Source organism: Enterococcus sp. AZ067, assembly GCF_051715005.1.
GTDB classification, from domain to species: domain Bacteria; phylum Bacillota; class Bacilli; order Lactobacillales; family Enterococcaceae; genus Enterococcus_D; species Enterococcus_D casseliflavus.
In genome coordinates this window covers 3,711,508-3,729,842 of record NZ_JBIOSY010000001.1, presented here as the reverse complement: position 1 = coordinate 3,729,842, position 18,335 = coordinate 3,711,508, and the positions used below count along the sequence as shown (strand labels likewise).

The 18,335-nt window shown below is 46.8% G+C and carries 17 protein-coding genes and 1 riboswitch; of the genes, 16 read left to right on the top strand and 1 reads right to left on the bottom strand.

Features of this window, described 5'->3' with window-relative positions; genetic code table 11:
• Positions 1-114 precede the first annotated feature (114 nt).
• A riboswitch (TPP riboswitch) is annotated at positions 115-216 on the top strand.
• Positions 217-268: 52 nt separating this feature from the next.
• Entirely contained in the window at positions 269-841 is a 573-nt protein-coding gene (gene thiT, locus IGI82_RS17645; RefSeq protein WP_015510621.1) for an energy-coupled thiamine transporter ThiT, read from the top strand.
• Between the two features lie 55 nt (positions 842-896).
• Here thiT and IGI82_RS17640 read toward each other — a convergent pair whose 3' ends face one another.
• Positions 897-1,685, bottom strand: a complete 789-nt coding sequence (locus tag IGI82_RS17640; protein WP_010748859.1) for a hypothetical protein — start codon at positions 1,683-1,685, stop codon at positions 897-899.
• Between the two features lie 231 nt (positions 1,686-1,916).
• Here IGI82_RS17640 and IGI82_RS17635 point away from each other — a divergent pair, with 231 nt between their 5' ends.
• From IGI82_RS17635 to IGI82_RS17565, 15 genes are all read left to right on the top strand, one after another.
• Entirely contained in the window at positions 1,917-2,633 is a 717-nt protein-coding gene (locus IGI82_RS17635; protein ID WP_005230283.1) for a class A sortase, read from the top strand.
• Between the two features lie 75 nt (positions 2,634-2,708).
• The gene (locus IGI82_RS17630) at positions 2,709-4,373 is read left to right on the top strand and encodes a patatin-like phospholipase family protein (protein WP_438842583.1); all 1,665 of its coding nucleotides are present in this window, start codon (positions 2,709-2,711) and stop codon (positions 4,371-4,373) included.
• Positions 4,366-4,581 carry a YdbC family protein gene (locus IGI82_RS17625; protein WP_005230288.1) on the top strand — a complete coding sequence of 72 codons (216 nt, stop codon included), beginning with the start codon at positions 4,366-4,368 and terminating at the stop codon, positions 4,579-4,581. The genes IGI82_RS17630 and IGI82_RS17625 overlap by 8 nt, the downstream gene beginning before the upstream one ends.
• Before the next feature lie 27 nt (positions 4,582-4,608).
• Positions 4,609-5,493, top strand: coding sequence for a YicC/YloC family endoribonuclease (locus IGI82_RS17620; RefSeq protein ID WP_010748861.1), 885 nt, complete (start codon positions 4,609-4,611; stop codon positions 5,491-5,493).
• A gap of 13 nt (positions 5,494-5,506) precedes the next feature.
• Positions 5,507-5,788: a hypothetical protein gene (locus IGI82_RS17615; RefSeq protein ID WP_005230307.1), complete on the top strand. Its 282-nt coding sequence runs from the start codon at positions 5,507-5,509 to the stop codon at positions 5,786-5,788.
• A gap of 124 nt (positions 5,789-5,912) precedes the next feature.
• Positions 5,913-6,527 carry a guanylate kinase gene (gene gmk, locus IGI82_RS17610; protein ID WP_005230308.1) on the top strand — a complete coding sequence of 205 codons (615 nt, stop codon included), beginning with the start codon at positions 5,913-5,915 and terminating at the stop codon, positions 6,525-6,527.
• Positions 6,528-6,532: 5 nt separating this feature from the next.
• Positions 6,533-6,838 carry a DNA-directed RNA polymerase subunit omega gene (gene rpoZ, locus IGI82_RS17605; RefSeq protein WP_005232977.1) on the top strand — a complete coding sequence of 102 codons (306 nt, stop codon included), beginning with the start codon at positions 6,533-6,535 and terminating at the stop codon, positions 6,836-6,838.
• A gap of 128 nt (positions 6,839-6,966) precedes the next feature.
• Positions 6,967-9,369 (top strand): primosomal protein N', encoded by a 2,403-nt coding sequence (gene priA, locus IGI82_RS17600; RefSeq protein WP_128432790.1) that lies wholly within the window; start codon positions 6,967-6,969, stop codon positions 9,367-9,369.
• Between the two features lie 10 nt (positions 9,370-9,379).
• Positions 9,380-9,871: a peptide deformylase gene (def, locus tag IGI82_RS17595; RefSeq protein ID WP_005230314.1), complete on the top strand. Its 492-nt coding sequence runs from the start codon at positions 9,380-9,382 to the stop codon at positions 9,869-9,871.
• A complete protein-coding gene (gene fmt, locus IGI82_RS17590) occupies positions 9,864-10,817 on the top strand; it encodes a methionyl-tRNA formyltransferase (protein ID WP_010748863.1) in 954 nt (317 codons plus the stop codon). The genes def and fmt overlap by 8 nt, the downstream gene beginning before the upstream one ends.
• On the top strand, positions 10,807-12,165 hold the full coding sequence (gene rsmB / locus IGI82_RS17585; protein WP_438842582.1) for a 16S rRNA (cytosine(967)-C(5))-methyltransferase RsmB: 1,359 nt from the start codon (positions 10,807-10,809) through the stop codon (positions 12,163-12,165). The genes fmt and rsmB overlap by 11 nt, the downstream gene beginning before the upstream one ends.
• A gap of 14 nt (positions 12,166-12,179) precedes the next feature.
• Complete coding sequence (locus IGI82_RS17580; RefSeq protein ID WP_005230317.1) at positions 12,180-12,920, top strand: Stp1/IreP family PP2C-type Ser/Thr phosphatase; 741 nt, start codon at positions 12,180-12,182, stop codon at positions 12,918-12,920.
• The gene (gene pknB / locus IGI82_RS17575) at positions 12,917-14,920 is read left to right on the top strand and encodes a Stk1 family PASTA domain-containing Ser/Thr kinase (RefSeq protein WP_438842581.1); all 2,004 of its coding nucleotides are present in this window, start codon (positions 12,917-12,919) and stop codon (positions 14,918-14,920) included. Before IGI82_RS17580 ends, pknB begins: the two co-directional genes overlap by 4 nt.
• 229 nt (positions 14,921-15,149) lie before the next feature.
• Entirely contained in the window at positions 15,150-15,617 is a 468-nt protein-coding gene (locus IGI82_RS17570) for a CtsR family transcriptional regulator (RefSeq protein WP_005230319.1), read from the top strand.
• A gap of 5 nt (positions 15,618-15,622) precedes the next feature.
• Positions 15,623-18,103: an ATP-dependent Clp protease ATP-binding subunit gene (locus IGI82_RS17565; RefSeq protein ID WP_010748867.1), complete on the top strand. Its 2,481-nt coding sequence runs from the start codon at positions 15,623-15,625 to the stop codon at positions 18,101-18,103.
• Positions 18,104-18,335: the final 232 nt, after the last annotated feature.

Genomic DNA, 18,335 nt, shown 5'->3' with positions numbered 1-18,335 from the left:
CTGAGGAGTTTCAGGATGTTTTTAGAAAAAACGATCGCAGTCATGTTTCTTTTCACCAATTTATGGTATTCTTGAAAGTGACTTGCGAAATGCAAGCAAAAAATAAAATAGAATCTAATCACAAAGGGGAGTCTGCAAAGGCTGAGAATGAGAGTACTCTAAACCCTTCGTACCTGTTTCGATCATGCGAACGTAGGAATTGTGACGAGTTGAAGTGTCCAACACTTCTCCTTTGTGAATTGTGATGATTCTAAAGGAGGAGTTTTTTTTGAAACGAAAAATGTCGCTGCAGGTCTGGACGGAAGGAACGATGATCGCTGCGATTGGGGTCGTCTTGTCGTATATCCCGATCCAGACAGCCAATTCCAGTATCGACTTGTCTCTAGGTCTCGTGCCCTTGGTCTTGTATTCGTATCGTCGCGGAGTGCTGCCGGGAATGACAGCTGGATTTATGTGGGGCTTGCTGAATATCTTGATTGGTAGCGCCATGCGTAACTTTATCACCGTTCCACAGATTATCTTTGAATACCCCTTTGCCTTTGCTTTTGGCGGGATGGGCGGCTTGTTTGCTAATAAAATCCAGCAAGCGATCCGTCAAAACAGCAAAACCGTTACGTGGTATGTCGTCTTAGGGGGCATCGTGGCGGTGATCAGCCGTTGGTTTTGGCATTATTGGGCTGGGGTCTTTGTCTGGGGAATGTACGCACCGCCAGGACAAAGTCCGTATCTGTATTCCTTGATCTTTAATGGATCATCGGTCATTATCAATATCGTTTATGTAGGGGTCGTCCTAGGTCTCTTAGTCAAGGCAGCCCCGAAATTATTTGTCCCGAAAGCTTAGTTTTAGAAATGGAACCATCAAAAAATGTCTTGATGCTCTTTGAGAAAGAGAAGCATCAAGACATTTTTTTGTCGATAAAGCCAAACGCTAGATCTTCTTGGTCGATTTCCAACGACCAGCTTTTTTTGCTGGCTGAATAGCGTAAAACAGCGATTTGATCCAGCTCTTTTTGATTGACCAGCGTGTTTTTTAAGCCAGCATCTTCTGACAGATAGATCGGGATCGTATAGGTTCTGTCGATCAATTGTTCTTGTGTTAGACAAAAGACGATGCCTTCTTGCATGATTCCCCGCAATTCTTTCAGCAAATTAAAATCGAGCTTTTCCACCGGTGTTGCTTTTTTAAAAAAGGAGAGGCGATCATTGATTTTTTCTAAGACGATGCGGGTGATCCGATCCGCCAAGATCCGATAATATTCATCTAAATAGCGATAATAAACGCGGGAACGTGCATCTTTTAAGTCAAAGAAAACAAAGTTATTTTGCAGTTTGTAAAAGAAAGGGGAGTGGAGGTGTGTCTTCATGTGGCCAAAATATAACAACTCGGAGATCTCTAAAGGCGTCAATTCTTTGACCATCTCGTAATCATTAAAATCGATCCACTTCATTTCTTCGGCAACACGACCTTTGTTGACCTGCTGAAAAAACAGTTGGACGTCTTCCATTCCGCGTATCACTTTTAAGCCTGTATGACCGTCGAATTCGCCGAAATCACTGGAAGGATCAAGCAAGAGCAAATTCTTGGGCTGATGGACGATGCTCTTGTTAAAATCTTGGGGGGCAAGCCCGCGGGTCAAGACGGCATTGCTGGTTGTATCAATATGTACGTAAATCGTGTTAGACATGCCGATCGATCCCTCCTATATACTAAGTTCATTCTACAACAAAGCGCTGAAAATTGCTTGTATCTTTTCGTTTAAAGTTATATTACAAAATAACAGAAAAAACAATTTTTAAGTTCCCTTTTTCGACAAAAAAAGGCAAATCTTGTCTTTTCGTAAAAAAACTGGCCAAAATTGGCGTCTTTATGAGGATTTTGGTATGATAAAAGAAGAAACTAATGGAGACGAAAACCTATGAGAAAAAAGAAACGCAGACTTTCGAATTGGCTGAGCAATCTCTTTTTGCTTTTGCTGTTATTGATTGGTTTAGCATTGATTTTTAATAATCAAATCAAAAATTATTTTATTAAGCAAACAGGTGAAGCTTACGCAGTCGGCACCATTGATCGCAGTGATGTGGAAAAAAATATGGAAGCGGAAGCGACCTTTGATTTTGATGCCGTGGAGCCGGCGAGTTCAGAAGCAGTCTTACGGGCGCAGCTGAGCAACAAAGCCTTGCCAGTGATCGGCGGCGTGGCGGTTCCTAGTGTAGGGATCAATCTGCCGATTTTTAAAGGCTTGGCCAACGAGGCCTTGCTGTATGGTGCTGGTACGTTAAGTCCCACCCAAAAAATGGGGGAAGGCAATTACGCACTAGCCAGCCATCGCGCTCAATCGCCAGAGCTTTTGTTTACACCATTGGATGATGTCGCCATCGGGGCGGCTATCTATGTGACCGATCTGGAAAATATTTACACGTATACCGCGACTTCTTCTGTGCGGGTCGACCCGACCGATGTCTATTTGCTTGACGAAGTGGAAGGCCGTAAAATGATCACGCTGATCACCTGTGGCGAAATGGGCGGTGTCACCCGTCGTGTGATCCAAGGTGATCTGGAATCTGTAACGCCTGTCGACGAAGCAACGGATGAGATGCTGGCGGCATTCAACATGGCACAACGAACATTTTAATCAAAAGAATAGCTCGAGTGGTACGGCAGCTGGCGTGTCATTCGTCTATTCTTTTTTGCTTGAGGAGGCGTCTTGATGAAAGTGAAAAAACTGACTTCGATCGATTTTCTTGCACAAAGGGCAGGATTTCAAGAATGCCGACTCGTCTTTTCCTTTTTTGAGTCGCATTCAAAAGCGCGACGAGCCTTTCTAGCCGATATAGCGCAGCATGGCTGGCAGATCGACAGCCGTTACGGACGTCTTTACCTTGCTGGGCAGTTTGATTTTGACCAAAAGACACTGACTATCACCAATCTGCTGGTGGAAGCGGCCGCCGATTTTACTTGGAAACAACTGCTAGCCGTGACAGAAAGCTTTGCTCGCAGTCGTTTTGTAGCAGCTGTCTTGTGGCAGCTTCCTCATCGAACCCCTTTGGCTGAGTGGTTTATCCAGCAAGGGTATCAGGTGGTCCCTCAAGGGTATCAAAAAGCGCTAGCTTATCAGACGGCGCTGGTTTTAGGCGGTGGCGGTGCTCACGGGGCGTATCAAATCGGTGTTTGGCAAGCGCTGCAAGAACGGGGCATCACCTTTAAATGGATCACGGGAACTTCCGTCGGTGCCTTGAATGGCGCCTTGATTTTAATGAACGATGTGGAAGCGGCCGTCGATTTATGGGCAAATATCTCTAACGAGCAAGTATTGCACTATCCGCTTGCTTCGGTACGTGCCCAAACGCTGCGAGATTTGATGAATCAAGCCAATTCGCTGGTCCGCGAAGCGGTCAAAAGCAACGGTGCCAGTACCGAACCGTTGGCAAAGCTTTTGCAAAAGACCTTTGATCAAGAAAAATTCAGCCAAACCGCTTGTCGTTTGCTGATCTGTACGACTCGTCTGCCCGATTTCAAGGAGACGGTTTATGCCTTTGATCCATCCGCAGTAGAGGAAAACCTACATTGGTTGTTGGCATCCGCTTCATTTTATCCAGCGATGCAGGCGCAAAAAATTAACGACGCTTATTACATCGATGGCGGCTATCGCAACAACCTGCCCATCGATGTCGCTGTCCAGCAAGGGGCAACGGAATGTATCGCCGTGGATGTCCAAGGACCTGGCATCAATAAAAGGACGGTTGTGACGGAAGAAACTGCGCAGCTTTCGTTGGGGTCTCCTTGGTCCTTAGGCAGCTTTTTGGTTTTTGATGCCCAGCGTTCGCTGGATAATATGACCTTAGGCTATTTGGAAACCTTGAAAGTGTTCGGCAAATACCAAGGCCATTGGTATACCTTTGAAAGGACGGTTGATTTTCAGCCGTTATGGCGGGGCTTTTTGAAGGAGCTGCGCCAGACAGACCCGCTGCTTTATCAGGAACTAAAGAAAAAAGAATTTTGGAAAAAAATGCGTAAATTCTATCAACAGGATGTGCCATTTGAGCAGTGGGGGCGTATACTGATAGAGTGTACCGCGAAAGTATTGTATCTAGCGCCTACAGTGATTTATGAGCAGGAAACGATTCTAACGGCTTTAGCTGAAAAAATTGCGCTAAAGGCAGTGGAAGAAGCCGATGCCTGGTCGATCACCGAGTGGCTGAGCTATTATCGCGACCGTTTTTTTGTCTTGTCCGAGCAAAACCGCTTTTTCTTTTTTTATCGGACGCAGCAATTGAATCTGCCCGCCCTTCAGCAGATTCGTCGGCGTTACCCGCTGACTGCTTTAATGGCAGCGTATAGTCACTATCTTTTGAAAGGAGCAGAAAATGGATAAATTTTCGTATGAAATCGTTGAAGAGATCGCCGTGCTTTCGGAAAATCAAAGAGGCTGGCGCAAAGAATTGAATTTGGTGAGCTGGAATGGGCGTCCGCCAAAATTTGATCTGAGAGATTGGGGCCCAGAGCACGAGAAGATGGGCAAAGGCGTGACCTTATCCAATGAAGAATTCGCAGAACTAAAAAAAGCCCTGCTTTCCATGTAAGAAAGCAAAACGGTGAGGAGTGATCAAATGAAAAGTATGACTGGTTTTGGCAAAGGCAGTGCAGAAACGCCAGATGTGCAGATCGAAATTGAGATCAAAAGTGTCAATCAGCGCTTTTTGGACCTGCAGCTGCGAATGCCCAAACAATTGAATCCTCTAGAAGGTGCTTTACGGCAGTCGATCAAGCAGACCCTCCAGCGAGGACGAATCGAATTGTATGTGACGTTAAAAGAAAAAACCACAAATACGAAACAGATCGAGATCCAATGGGACTTGCTGGAACGTTTCATGCAGGAGATCGATACCGAAGCCAAAGACCGTTTTGACCTAGCAGAGCTGCCAAAAGCAGCATTGCTGGAACAATTCCTGCTCCATGAGGCCTTTCTAACGATCTCTGATCAAGAGCCAGAAGAAAGCACCTTGGCCGATGGCGTGATGGAAGCATTAGATCAAGCGCTGGCAGCGATCGATCAAAGCCGCTGGGTGGAAGGGCAAGGTATTTTGCAGATCTTGCAAGAAAACCAGCGACAGCTGCAGGAAAAGCTGACAGAACTCAAACAATTCGTGGCCCTCTATGAGGCGGACTACCAAGAACGCTTTGAAAAGAAACTGACTGCTTATTTAGGGGAAGAAGTCGATCGCGATCGTTTACTGACAGAGTTAGCGATTTTATTAGAACGCGGCGATATCCACGAAGAACTGGATCGTTTAAGTATCCATTTAACGACGATGACGGAGCTGCTGGCAGCTGAGACACCGATAGGTCGAGAGCTGGATTTCTTGATTCAAGAGATGAACCGAGAAGTCAATACGATTGGCTCAAAATCAAGTCCGATCCAAATCAAAAACAGTGTCGTCCAAATGAAGACGATCATTGAAAAAATCAGAGAACAAGTTCAAAACATCGAGTAGGAGGAATGAACCAATGAAATATTACGATATCACCTTTCACGAACTAAGCGGAAAAAATGTCATCAAGCGCAGTATTCCTTCTGACAAAGAGAATTTCTCTGCGTGGGAAGATGCTTGCGTAGCCATCGAGCCAGATTTTCTCCATCTATTAGTTGATGGCGTAGCTGTTTCTTTAAATCGTCGGTACATCGTACGTATCGATTGCCAAGAAGTGACGGATCCTACTGAAAAAGCGATCACCGCTAAAGACGAATTGGCAGGGGTCATCAATACCTTAAGCAACATGGGCTTTTAAGAAAGCGGCCAAAGTGTAGACTAGCAATTTCATGAAATTCCCATTATAATAAAGTAGTTCTTGAAAGTTGCTGAAAAAAAGTGCAAAATAGACGTTAAGCAAATGTCAGTGAAAGGACGTCATTATGTCAGAGCGAGGATTACTTATAGTTTTATCAGGACCTTCCGGAGTAGGGAAAGGGACCGTGCGCAAAGCAATTTTTGAGAGTGACGACAACGATTTTCAATATTCCGTTTCAATGACCACTCGTCAAAAACGCGAGGGGGAAGTGGAAGGGGTCGATTACTATTTCCGCACGCGTGAAGAATTTGAAGCCTTGATCGAAGCCGGTGAAATGCTGGAATACGCCGAATATGTCGGCAATTATTATGGAACCCCATTATCTTATGTCCAACAGACACTGGATCAAGGAAAAGATGTGTTTTTAGAGATCGAAGTGCAAGGGGCAAAACAAGTAAAAGACAAAGTTCCCGATGGTGTGTTTATTTTTCTGACGCCACCTGATCTGGCAGAATTACGCTCTCGTATTACAGGAAGAGGAACCGACTCTGCCGAAGTGATCGATGAACGGATGCGTGTCGCCCGTGAAGAAATCGAAATGATGGCTTTATATGATTATGCCGTTGTCAATGATGAAGTACCTAAGGCAGTCCAACGAATTCGCGAAATTATTTCGAGTGAACATTTTCGCGTTGACCGAGTGATCGGAACCTATATCAAAATGTTAGAGGAGCTGTAAGAAATATGATGTTAAAACCTTCAATCGATTCTTTGTTGGATCGTGTCAATTCAAAATATTCATTAGTGATCTTAGCGAGCAAACGGGCGCATGAACTTGATGCCGGTGCGCAAGCAACACTAGAAAACTTTGATTCAGTGAAAAGCGTGGGTCAAGCACTTGAAGAAATCGAAGCGGAATTAGTCGTTAATGATCCGCATCCAGAAATCAAGCGTGCCCGCTTGAAAATGGAACAAGAAGAGCGCAAAGCGCAAAAAGACCAAGAACAAAAAGAATTAGAAGCGCGTATCCGCGACGAACAAAAGCTATAGACAAAAGCAAGCTAGAGCACGCCTGTGTTCTGGCTTTTTCTTTTGAATGATGATGGTTAAATTTTTGTAAGGGGTACAGACAAACCCCCACCCATTTAGTAAAATAGAACCTAAAAGGAGGAGAAGAAATGGCGTACATAGCAGAAGTGATCGTGGATGTTCCCACGATGCAGACCGATCAGCCTTTTACCTATCTGATCCCATCAGAATTACAAGCCGCCATTGAGACAGGGATGCGGGTCGAAGTGCCATTTGGCAAGGGCGACCGCCATATCCAAGGGTTCGTCGTCGGCCTTTCAGAAGTTGCCGAACCGCAGCAGACCTTAAAACCAATCGTTCGTTTGTTGGATTTGTCGCCTGTCGTCAATGAAGAACTTCTCCAATTAGCCGACTACATGAAGGAAACGACCTTTGCCTTTAAGATCACTTGCTTGCAGACGATGCTGCCTAGTGTGATGAAAGCCGAGTACCAAAAGCAGATCGTTTTGCTGGAAGGAAATCATCCCATCAAAGAATATTTTCCCGAAAACGGCATCCTCAGCTGGCAAGACGCCGAAAGTGCCGGGCTGTTGCCGCAGTTGAAGCCTTTGCGGGAAGCCGCAGTAGTTGAATTGCAGTATCTCGTGAAAAATAAAAACAAAGCGAAAATGACCCGTTACATTGAACGCAAGATCGATCCAGCAGAAATCCCCGCCGTCCAGCAACAGCTGCGCAAAGGGTCCAAACGCAAGCTGGAAATCTTACAGATTTTGACAGAGGAAGCCCGCTTGCCGGTTTCCTTTTTTACCGAACAAGGGATTTCCACCGCGGCTTTGAACCAAGCGCAAGAAGCTGGTTGGCTGACCTTTACGGAAGTTGAAGCCTACCGCGATCCTTACAAAGACCGTCAATTTCAAAAAACGGTCCCGCTTGAATTAAATGAAGAACAGGCAGCTGCAGTAGCGCAAATCACTGCTTGTGCGGATAACCAAGAGGCACAGACTTTTTTACTGGAAGGGATCACCGGCAGTGGAAAAACAGAAGTCTATCTGCAAGCGATCGCCCAATTGCTGAAACAAGGCAAAACCGCGATCATGCTCGTGCCAGAGATCGCATTGACCCCGCAAATGGTCGAACGCTTTAAAAGCCGTCTCGGCGACGCAGTGGCTGTTTTACACAGCGGCTTGTCCCAAGGTGAAAAATACGATGAATGGCGTAAGATCGAACGTGGGGAGGCGCAGGTGGTGGTTGGCGCCCGCTCGGCGATTTTTGCTCCGTTGAAAAACATCGGGGTCATCATCGTCGATGAGGAGCACGAAGCCTCCTACAAGCAAGATGAAGCCCCTCGTTACCATGCGAGAGATTTAGCGATTTGGCGCAGCCAGTACCATCACTGTCCAGTGGTGTTAGGCAGTGCGACGCCGTCATTGGAATCTCGTGCCCGGGCGCAAAAAGAAGTCTACCGCTTATTGAAATTGAATCAGCGGGCAAAAACCAGTGCGCAATTACCGCAGATCGAAGTCGTGGATATGCGTACCGAATTTGCCAATAAAAAGTATCAAACCTTTTCTCGTCCGTTACAGGAAAAAATTACAGACCGCTTGGCCCGCAAAGAACAGATCGTCTTGCTGCTGAATCGGCGCGGCTACTCTTCCTTCGTGATGTGCCGCGATTGCGGGTATGTTTTGCCTTGCCCAAATTGCGACATCTCCTTGACGCTGCATATGGATACCAAAACGATGCGCTGTCATTATTGCGGACATGAAGAACACATCCCCCATCGTTGCCCCAACTGCAATGCAGACAAGATTCGGTATTACGGAACGGGCACGCAAAAAGTGGAAGAAGAGTTGAAAGAACTGTTTCCCGAAGCGCGGGTCTTACGGATGGATGTCGATACCACCCGCAAAAAAGGCGCCCATGAAAAAATCTTGACCTTGTTTGGGGAGAAAAAAGCGGATATTTTGTTAGGGACTCAAATGATCGCCAAAGGCTTGGATTTCCCTGATATCACACTGGTAGGGGTCTTGAATGCCGATACAGCCTTGAATTTGCCAGATTTTCGTTCAAGTGAACGGACGTTCCAGCTGTTGACTCAGGTCAGTGGTCGAGCAGGTCGGGCGGAAAAAACCGGCGAAGTGGTGATCCAAACATTCAACCCTGAGCACTACGCTATCCAATTGGCGCAGTCGCAAGATTACGAAGATTTCTATCAAAAAGAGATGTGGATGCGGCACCAAAGCGGCTATCCACCGTATTATTTCACCGTCAAAATCACCTGCAGTCATCCCGAAGAGCAAGTCGCAGCTCAGAAGATGTTTGCGATCGCGCGGGATCTGCAGCAGGAGCTGTCACCGCAGAGTATTTTGTTGGGGCCGGCACCCAGTGCGATTTTGCGGGTGAAAAACCGTTATTACTACCAATTGATCATTAAATACAAAAATGAACCGCAGCTACCTGCTTTGTTGACCCGTCTGTTGGATCAAAGTCAAATCGATCAGCGCAAAGGATTGTACGTGTCGATTGACCAAGAGCCGTTGAATTTTATTTAGAGGAGAAAATATGCGTTATCCTATTATTATCACCCCCGATGAACGTCTTCGTCGGCAAGCAAAACCCGTCAAAGTTATTACCGATGAGCTCGTTCAGCTACTAGACGACCTTTATGAAACGATGGTCGCTCATGACGGGATCGGTATTGCCGCACCGCAAGTCGGCAAAAATCTGCAAGTGGCGATCGTGGAAGTCGAAGAAGACGACCGCTTTGAAATGATCAACCCTGAGATCATCGCTTCTTCTGGTGAATCCCTTGATGTGGAAGGCTGCTTGAGTATTCCCCACACCTTTGGGACCGTCAAACGAGCAGACGAGATCACTGTCCGCTATTTCGACCGAGAAGGAGAGGAAATGGAAGTGGAAGCATTCGGCTACTTGGCGCGTGCGATGCAGCATGAGATCGATCATTTAAATGGCGTGCTGTTTGTCGACAAGCTCGTCGAACGCATTCCTGAAGAAGACTTAGAAAAGTATATGGAGGAACATGAAAATGACTAAAATCGTCTTTATGGGTACCCCGGCGTTTTCCGTCCCAATTTTAGAAGGCTTGCTTGAAGCTGGCTATGAAGTGGCAGCAGTCGTGACCCAGCCGGATCGTCCTGTCGGTCGCAAAAAAACCATCACTCCGACCCCCGTTAAAGAAGCGGCGATGAAGCATGGCTTGTTGGTTTTACAACCAGAAAAAATCAGTGGGTCACCAGAAATGGAGCAGATTCAAGCTTTAGCACCTGACCTGCTGATCACGGCAGCTTTCGGCCAATTTTTACCTAGTGCGTTACTAGAAGTACCAAAGCATGGCGCTATCAACGTTCATGCGTCCCTACTGCCGAAATACCGTGGCGGAGCACCTGTGCATTATGCCATCATGGAAGGGGAGCAAGAAACGGGTGTAACCATCATGGAAATGATCAAAAAAATGGATGCTGGCGGTATTTTTGCTCAAGCTCGCTTGCCGATCACGGCCCAAGATGATGTGGGGACGATGTTTGATAAGTTGAGCCTATTAGGCAAAGACTTGCTGCTGGAGACTGTGCCGAAAATCTTGTCGGGAGAGCTGCAGCCTGTCCCGCAAGAAGAAGCAAAAGTCACCTTTTCACCAAATATCAGCCGTGAACAAGAAGCCATCGACTGGCAGAAAACGGCGGTGCAAATCGATGCCCAAGTCCGAGGCATGCGACCATGGCCGATCGCCTTTACGACACAAAATGGCAACCGCTGGAAACTTTGGCAAGTAACACCGCTGGAGCAAACGACGACAGCCCAGCCAGGAACGATCATTGAACGGACGAAAAAAACGTTGCTGATCGCTTGTGGGGAAGGCACGGTATTGGCTATCGATGAATTGCAGCCAGCTGGAAAAGGCCGACAAGACATTGCTGCATTCTTAAACGGCAGTGGACAACAGATTCAAAAAGGGGATCAGGTAGGTACCTATGAAGCGTAATCTTGGAGACATACAATATACAGTGCGTTTTGTGGCACTAGAAGCGTTGTTGCGAATCGAAAAAGGCGGCGCTTATTCCAATCTACTGCTGCGGGAATTGATGAATCAAGGGCGTTTAAATGACAAAGACGGTCGCTTATTGACTGAATTGGTGTACGGCACCATCAGTCGTCAGCTTTTATTGGATTATTATTTGGATCGGTTTATTAAAAATGCCCGCAAAGTTGACCCGTGGGTCAAAACGCTGCTGCGGCTTTCCTTGTATCAGATGCTGTATCTCGATAAAGTACCCGCCCATGCCATCATTCATGAAGCCGTGGATATTGCGAAAGCCAAAGGCAATCCGGGAACTGGAAAATTCGTCAATGGCGTCCTGCGCACGATCCAACGACAAGGAGTGCCAGACTTGGCATTGATCAAAGACCCAATGGAACGTTTAGCAACGGAAATCAGTTTGCCCCTGTGGCTAACGAAGAAACTAGTCAAACAAATTGGGATCGAAGAAACCAGTGAGCTGGGCTATGCCCTATTTGAACCCAATCATGCCAGTGGTCGTATCGATCTGCAGCGCATCTCGCAAGCAGCAGCGATCGAACGGCTACAAGAAGAAGGCATCGACGCACGACCATGTGAGCTTTCCCCCTATGGGGTTGTGGCTGACAAAGGCTTTATGGCGGGCTCGTCCCTCTACAAAGAAGGTTTACTGACGATCCAAGATGAAAGTTCGATGCTGGTTGCCCCCGTTTTACAAGTAGCCCGAGACCATCAAGTACTGGATGCCTGCGCAGCACCAGGAGGCAAAACGACCCATATCGCTGCCTTCTTGTCTGCCGCAGAGGGCGGCAAAGTGACAGCATTGGATATCCATGCCCATAAGGTTAAGCTGATTCAGCAAAATGCCCAACGTTTAGGCGTCGAAGCAGTTGTGGAGACCCGCGTGATGGATGCGCGGGAGACGGCTCAAACCTTTGCACCCGAACAATTTGATCGCATCTTAGTGGATGCCCCTTGTTCTGGATTAGGGTTGATGCGCCGTAAACCGGACATCAAATACAGCAAGACGGAAGCCGATTTCCAACGCTTGCCGCAGATTCAGCGAGAGATTTTGGAAAGTGCCGCCCCAACCTTGAAAAAATCGGGTATAATGGTCTACAGCACATGCACGATTCTAGCGGAAGAAAATCAACAAGTCGTGGCAGCGTTTCTCGCTGACCATCCTGAATTTGAGCAAATGCCTCTTGCGGTAGGACCGCTGGCAGCCGAAGCGGTTCAAGAGGATATGTTGACGATCTATCCGCAAGATTTTATGACAGATGGCTTTTTTATCAGTTGTCTACGCAAAAAGTAACGAGGTGAAAGAAATTGGAGATTCGTTTTCAAACAGATGTCGGCAAACGTCGCAACACAAACCAAGATTTTGCAGCAACCTATGTAAATAAAGCCAATGTGACATTGGCCTTGCTTGCCGATGGCATGGGGGGCCACCGGGCCGGAGATGTCGCTAGCCGTCAAGCAGTCAGTGAGATCGGCACCGCTTGGGAACAGACAGAGCTGACAGACAGTGAAAAAACTGCCCAATGGCTGATCCAAAAAATCCAAGCGGAAAGCCAAGTGATTTTCCAAAAAGGACAAGAACAAGAAGAACTTAGCGGCATGGGCACCACGATCATTGCTGTGGCCTTATTAGGCGACCAGTTTACGATCGCCAATGTCGGGGACAGCCGTGCCTATCTTTTACGCAATCAAGTGCTGACTCAAATCACAGAGGACCATTCACTGGTCAATGAATTGGTGAAGTCGGGACAAATCACGGCAGAAATGGCCTTGAATCATCCTCGCAAAAACGTTTTGACCCGCTCGATCGGTATGCCAAGCGAAGTCGAAGTCGATGTGGCGATCCACTTTATTGCAGACGGGGATTATTTGCTGCTGTGTTCAGACGGATTGACCAACATGGTCTCAGATGAAGAGATCACAGCAACGATCCAAGAAACCCCTGTGCTGGAAGAAGCAGTGCAATCATTGATCGATCAAGCCAACGAACGCGGCGGTGTCGACAATATCACGGTATTATTGATTAAAGTTGGAGGAGAGCGCCCATGATCGAAATTGGGAAGAAGATAAACGGCCGATACAAAATCATCGGCAATATCGGCAGCGGCGGAATGGCAAATGTGTTTTTGGCGCATGACTTGATCTTAGACCGTGAAGTGGCAATCAAAGTGCTTCGTTTTGACTTCCAAAACGACCAAAGTGCGATTCGGCGCTTTCAACGAGAAGCCTTGGCGGCGACTGAGCTGGTTCATCCAAACATCGTAACCGTTTATGATGTCGGCGAAGAAGACGGCATGCAGTTTTTGGTGATGGAATATGTCAAAGGGATGGATCTCAAGCGCTATATCCAAACGCACTATCCCGTACCTTATTTGCAGATCGTTGATATCATCCAACAAATTTTATCAGCGGTGGCATTGGCCCATCAGCACCGCATCATTCACCGGGACCTAAAGCCCCAGAATGTGCTGATCAATGAAGACGGCGTGGTGAAAATCACCGATTTTGGGATCGCGATCGCCCTATCAGAAACATCGATCACCCAAACCAACTCGATGCTAGGCTCGGTGCATTATCTTTCACCAGAACAAGCACGAGGCAGTATGGCCACCAATCAATCAGATATTTATGCGATTGGGATCATCCTCTATGAAATTTTAACCGGCAAAGTACCCTTTGATGGCGAATCAGCCGTAACGATCGCCTTGAAACACTTCCAAGATGAGATCCCTTCGATTCGGATCTATGACAAAAATGTTCCGCAATCGCTGGAAAACGTCGTATTGAAGGCGACCGCCAAAGAACCGGCGGATCGGTACAAAACTGCCGATGAAATGCGAGCGGACCTTGATACCGTGTTGTCTCCTGACCGACTCAATGAACCGAGATGGGAACCTCATGCCCTGATGGATGAAACGAGAGTGCTGACCCCTGTGGAAGCAGCCCAAGTCGAAACGCCGCCAGTGGAAGAACCCGTAGAAGATAAGGTTGCGGATCAAGCTGAAGAAGCGGCGCAGCCGAAAAAGAAAAAACGCAAACGGTGGCTGCTGCTGCCCATCATTATGGTGATCGCACTGCTAGGCATAGGCAGTTACTTCCTATTCGGCGGTGGTCGGGGAGATGTGGCAATTCCTGAAGTCAGTGGCCAGACAGAAGCAGCTGCCCGTGCCGAGCTGGAAGCTGCTGGTTTGCAAGTGGCAGACGAGGTAGAAGAAATTGAAGACGATGAAGTCGAAGCAGGCAATGTCGTCAAGACCGATCCGCCAGAAGGCAATGAAGTCAAAAAGAATTCCGTCGTGACTCTTTATATCAGCAGCGGAGCCAAGAAAATCACTCTTGATGATTATGAAGGTCGCTCCTTTGATGATGTCAAAAAAGAGTTGATCGATTTGGGCTTTGATGAAGACAGAATCAAAGAAGAGCTAGAGTCGTCAGATGATGTCGATGAAGGGGATATTATCAGTCAATCACCAGCAGCAGGGCGGGAAGTTTCCCCAGCAGAAGACGAAATCACCTTTAAGGTCAGCTCCGGACCAGATAGCTTCGCAATGGACAACTATTATGGCATGACAGAGGCAGATGCACGAGCAGCATTAACTTCTCGCGGTGTCGACCGATCACAGATCGAAGTAAACTATCAATCCAGCAGTCAACCATCAGGCACGATCATCGCTCAAGCACCAGCAACAGGTGAAACAGTGGTGACTTCACAAACGACCATCACTTTGACGGTCAGCAGTGGGCAGGAAATGGTCAATGTACCGAGAATCGTTGGCAAAAGCCAAGCCGATGCAGAAGCAGACTTGAATGAAGCAGGATTAGACTCAACTTTTGAGGAAGAGGACGGCTATAATGATTCGGTGCCAGCTGGACATGTTGTCCGTGTCTCTCCAGGTGCTGGAACCTCCGTCGAAGTTGGCTCTACTGTAACGGTCACAATCTCTAGAGGACCTGAACCAGATGATTCGTCCTCATCGACGCCAAGCAGTAGTTCAGATGACTCCTCTGATTCAACGGCTACGAGCGAAAGCAGTTCCGAAAGTGATTAGAAACTAGCTAAAACCCAATATTTTAACCAAGCAGCCTTCGGGGACCAAAGAATTTTCTTTTTGTTCCCCGATGAGTTGCTTGTTTCTTTTTGTAGCTAAAAAAGCTGAAGTGAGGGATAAGTGTCTTTAAAATTTCCTTTAGACCTTCCTTTTGTGCAAGCGTACATCTTTCCAAGGATTCAAAAATTGGGTATAATGAAGGTCAGAATTAGTCAAGGGAGGGAATGAATTGAGTCATCACAACACTTCCGATTTGATTGAAGCATATTTGAAGAAAATTCTTGAAGACAGTGAAACCATTGAGATTCGTCGCGCAGAAATGGCAAATTTGTTCAACTGCGTGCCCTCACAAATAAATTACGTGATCAATACCCGCTTTACCGTTCAAAGAGGCTATGCGGTTGAAAGTAAACGCGGCGGGGGCGGCTATATTCGGATCGAGAAAGTCAAAATTACTGACAGCCACCACTATTTAAAAGAAATGAATCAACTATTCGATGAAACCATCTCGGAAAAAGATGCGTATGCAATAATCCAGAAACTTTATGAGGAAGGAATCCTGTCCAAGCGAGAAGGCAATTTATTGTTGACCGTCATCGCGAAAGCAGTTCTAGGACGTTCTCCTTATGAAAATAGAACACGAGCTGATTTGCTCCATGCAATTCTAGAACGATTAAGTTACGAAGACAGGAAGTGAAAGAGATGGATGAATTATTCACCCAACGCGCGAAAGCCGTTTTGGCTATCGCCCAAGAAGAAGCAAAATACTTTAAGCACCAAGCGGTAGGTTCTGAACATATTCTATTGGCACTGGTCATTGAACAAAACGGGATCGCTGGCAAAACGTTACGGGAAATGAATATCACAGAAAACGATATTCGTGAAGAAATCGAACATTTAACAGGGTATGGCACCGTTCGTCAATACCCAGAAAACGCCTATCTCGCGTATTCACCACGAGCAAAACATACATTTGCTTATGCAGGGGATGAAGCCAAGCGTTTAGGGGCACCACAGATCGGTACCGAACATCTATTATTAGGCTTATTAAGAGACGAAGACATTTTGGCTTCACGAATCATGCTGAATCTCGGCTTGAGTCTCGCGAAAATGCGTCAGCTTTTGAAGAAAAAAATGGGCTTCAATGAAAGCAAAACCAACGGAAGTGCTGGTCGTCGTCGTCCAGCCCAAGCCAAAGCGCAGCAAGGAACACCGACCTTGGATTCCTTAGCCCGTGATTTGACCAAATTAGCCCGTGAAAAACGGCTAGATCCTGTTGTCGGTCGTGCCAAAGAAGTCAAACGGCTGATCCAGATCCTTAGCCGTCGGACCAAAAACAACCCTGTTCTCGTTGGGGAACCTGGTGTTGGGAAAACCGCGATCGCCGAAGGCTTAGCCCAAAAAATCATCAATGGGGAAGTCCCAGAAGACATGCAAAACAAACGGTTGATGATGCTGGACATGGGGGCTTTAGTTGCTGGAACGAAATACCGTGGAGAATTTGAGGACCGAATGAAAAAAATCATCGATGAGATCTATCAAGACGGTCAAATCATCTTATTCATTGATGAATTGCATACACTGATTGGGGCCGGCGGAGCCGAAGGGGCGATTGATGCCTCGAATATTCTGAAACCAGCCTTAGCCCGTGGAGAATTGCAAACCATCGGTGCCACGACATTAGATGAGTACCAAAAATACATTGAAAAAGATTCTGCGTTAGAACGCCGTTTTGCCCGAGTGCAAGTCGACGAACCAACACCAGAAGAAGCGGAAGAAATTTTGCGCGGCTTGCGTCCTCGTTATGAAGAACATCATGGGGTGGAAATTTCTGATGATGCGTTACACGCTGCTGTGCAATTGTCCGTACGTTACATCAATTCGCGCCAATTACCAGATAAAGCCATCGATTTGATGGATGAATCAGCAGCCAAAGTGCGTCTAGACAAAACCGATGAAAGTTCGGAATTGGCAGATCTACAAAACGAGATCGCTAACTTGATCGAAGAAAAAGAAGCAGCCATTCGCCAGCAAGATTTTGAAGCAGCAGCTCGTCTGCGAATCAAGGAAAAGAAATTGACCCAACAACTGACGGAAGTGGCGTTTATGGAAGTCAAAGAAGCGTCAGGCTATGCCGATAGTGTTACTGCAGAAGATGTTGCTACGGTCGTTTCCCAATGGACCGGTGTACCTTTGCAACAGATGGAGAAAAAAGAAAGCGAACGCTTGTTGGATCTTGAAAAGATCTTGCATCAACGGGTAGTTGGCCAAGAAGAAGCGGTCAAAGCAGTCGCTCGTTCGATCCGCCGCGCCCGCAGTGGGTTGAAAGACCCCAACCGCCCAATTGGTTCCTTCATGTTCTTAGGCCCGACTGGTGTCGGGAAAACCGAGCTTGCTAAAGCCTTAGCGGAAGCGATGTTTGGCAGTGAAGATGCCTTGGTTCGTGTCGATATGTCCGAATTTATGGAAAAATACAGCACGAGCCGTTTGATCGGTTCACCGCCAGGCTATGTCGGCTATGACGAAGGTGGGCAATTGACGGAAAAAATCCGTTCAAAACCTTACTCCGTCATCTTATTGGACGAGGTAGAAAAAGCCCATCCCGATGTCTTCAATATCCTCTTGCAAGTGCTAGATGATGGACATTTGACGGATGCCAAAGGTCGGAAGGTCGATTTCCGCAACACGATTTTGATCATGACTTCTAATATCGGTGCCCAACAAATCCGCGAAGAAAAAAGCGTTGGATTCAATGTCACTGATTTAACGAAAGATCACCAAGCGATGCAAAAACGGATCTTAGAAGAGCTGAAAAAAGCCTTCCGTCCAGAGTTCTTGAACCGTGTGGATGAAACAGTGGTCTTCCAATCCTTAGGTGAAGGGGAGATCCACGAAATCGTGAAGATTATGAGCAAAGCGATCATCAAACGGCTAAGCAACCAAGACATCCAATTGAAGATCACGCCATCTGCCATCGATGTGATCGGTAAAGCTGGTTTTGATCCAGAATATGGGGCACGGCCGATTCGTCGAGCATTGCAAAAAGAAGTCGAAGACCGTTTAAGTGAAGCACTCCTATCAGGACAAATTCATTTAGGTGACAAAGTGACGATTGGTGCTTCCAAAGGATCGATCACTCTCAATGTCAAAGAGGGACAAGCACGGGTCTTGCAACAAGTTTAAGTCGAGCCAATAACGGCAGCGGCGTTTCTATGGTCGAGTAATCGGCACCCATAGAAACGTCGCTTTTTTGTCTTGCTATGTCTAGTAGTGATCAAGTGATCTCTATTAATTATGATTGATGATTCACAAAAAAATATCCTTCTAAATAGCTTTATGACAACGGTTGATTAACGGAAAAAGCGATATTCGTGAAAAAAAGAGTAACGAGACCTCTTGGAAAGAATCCTGCTGT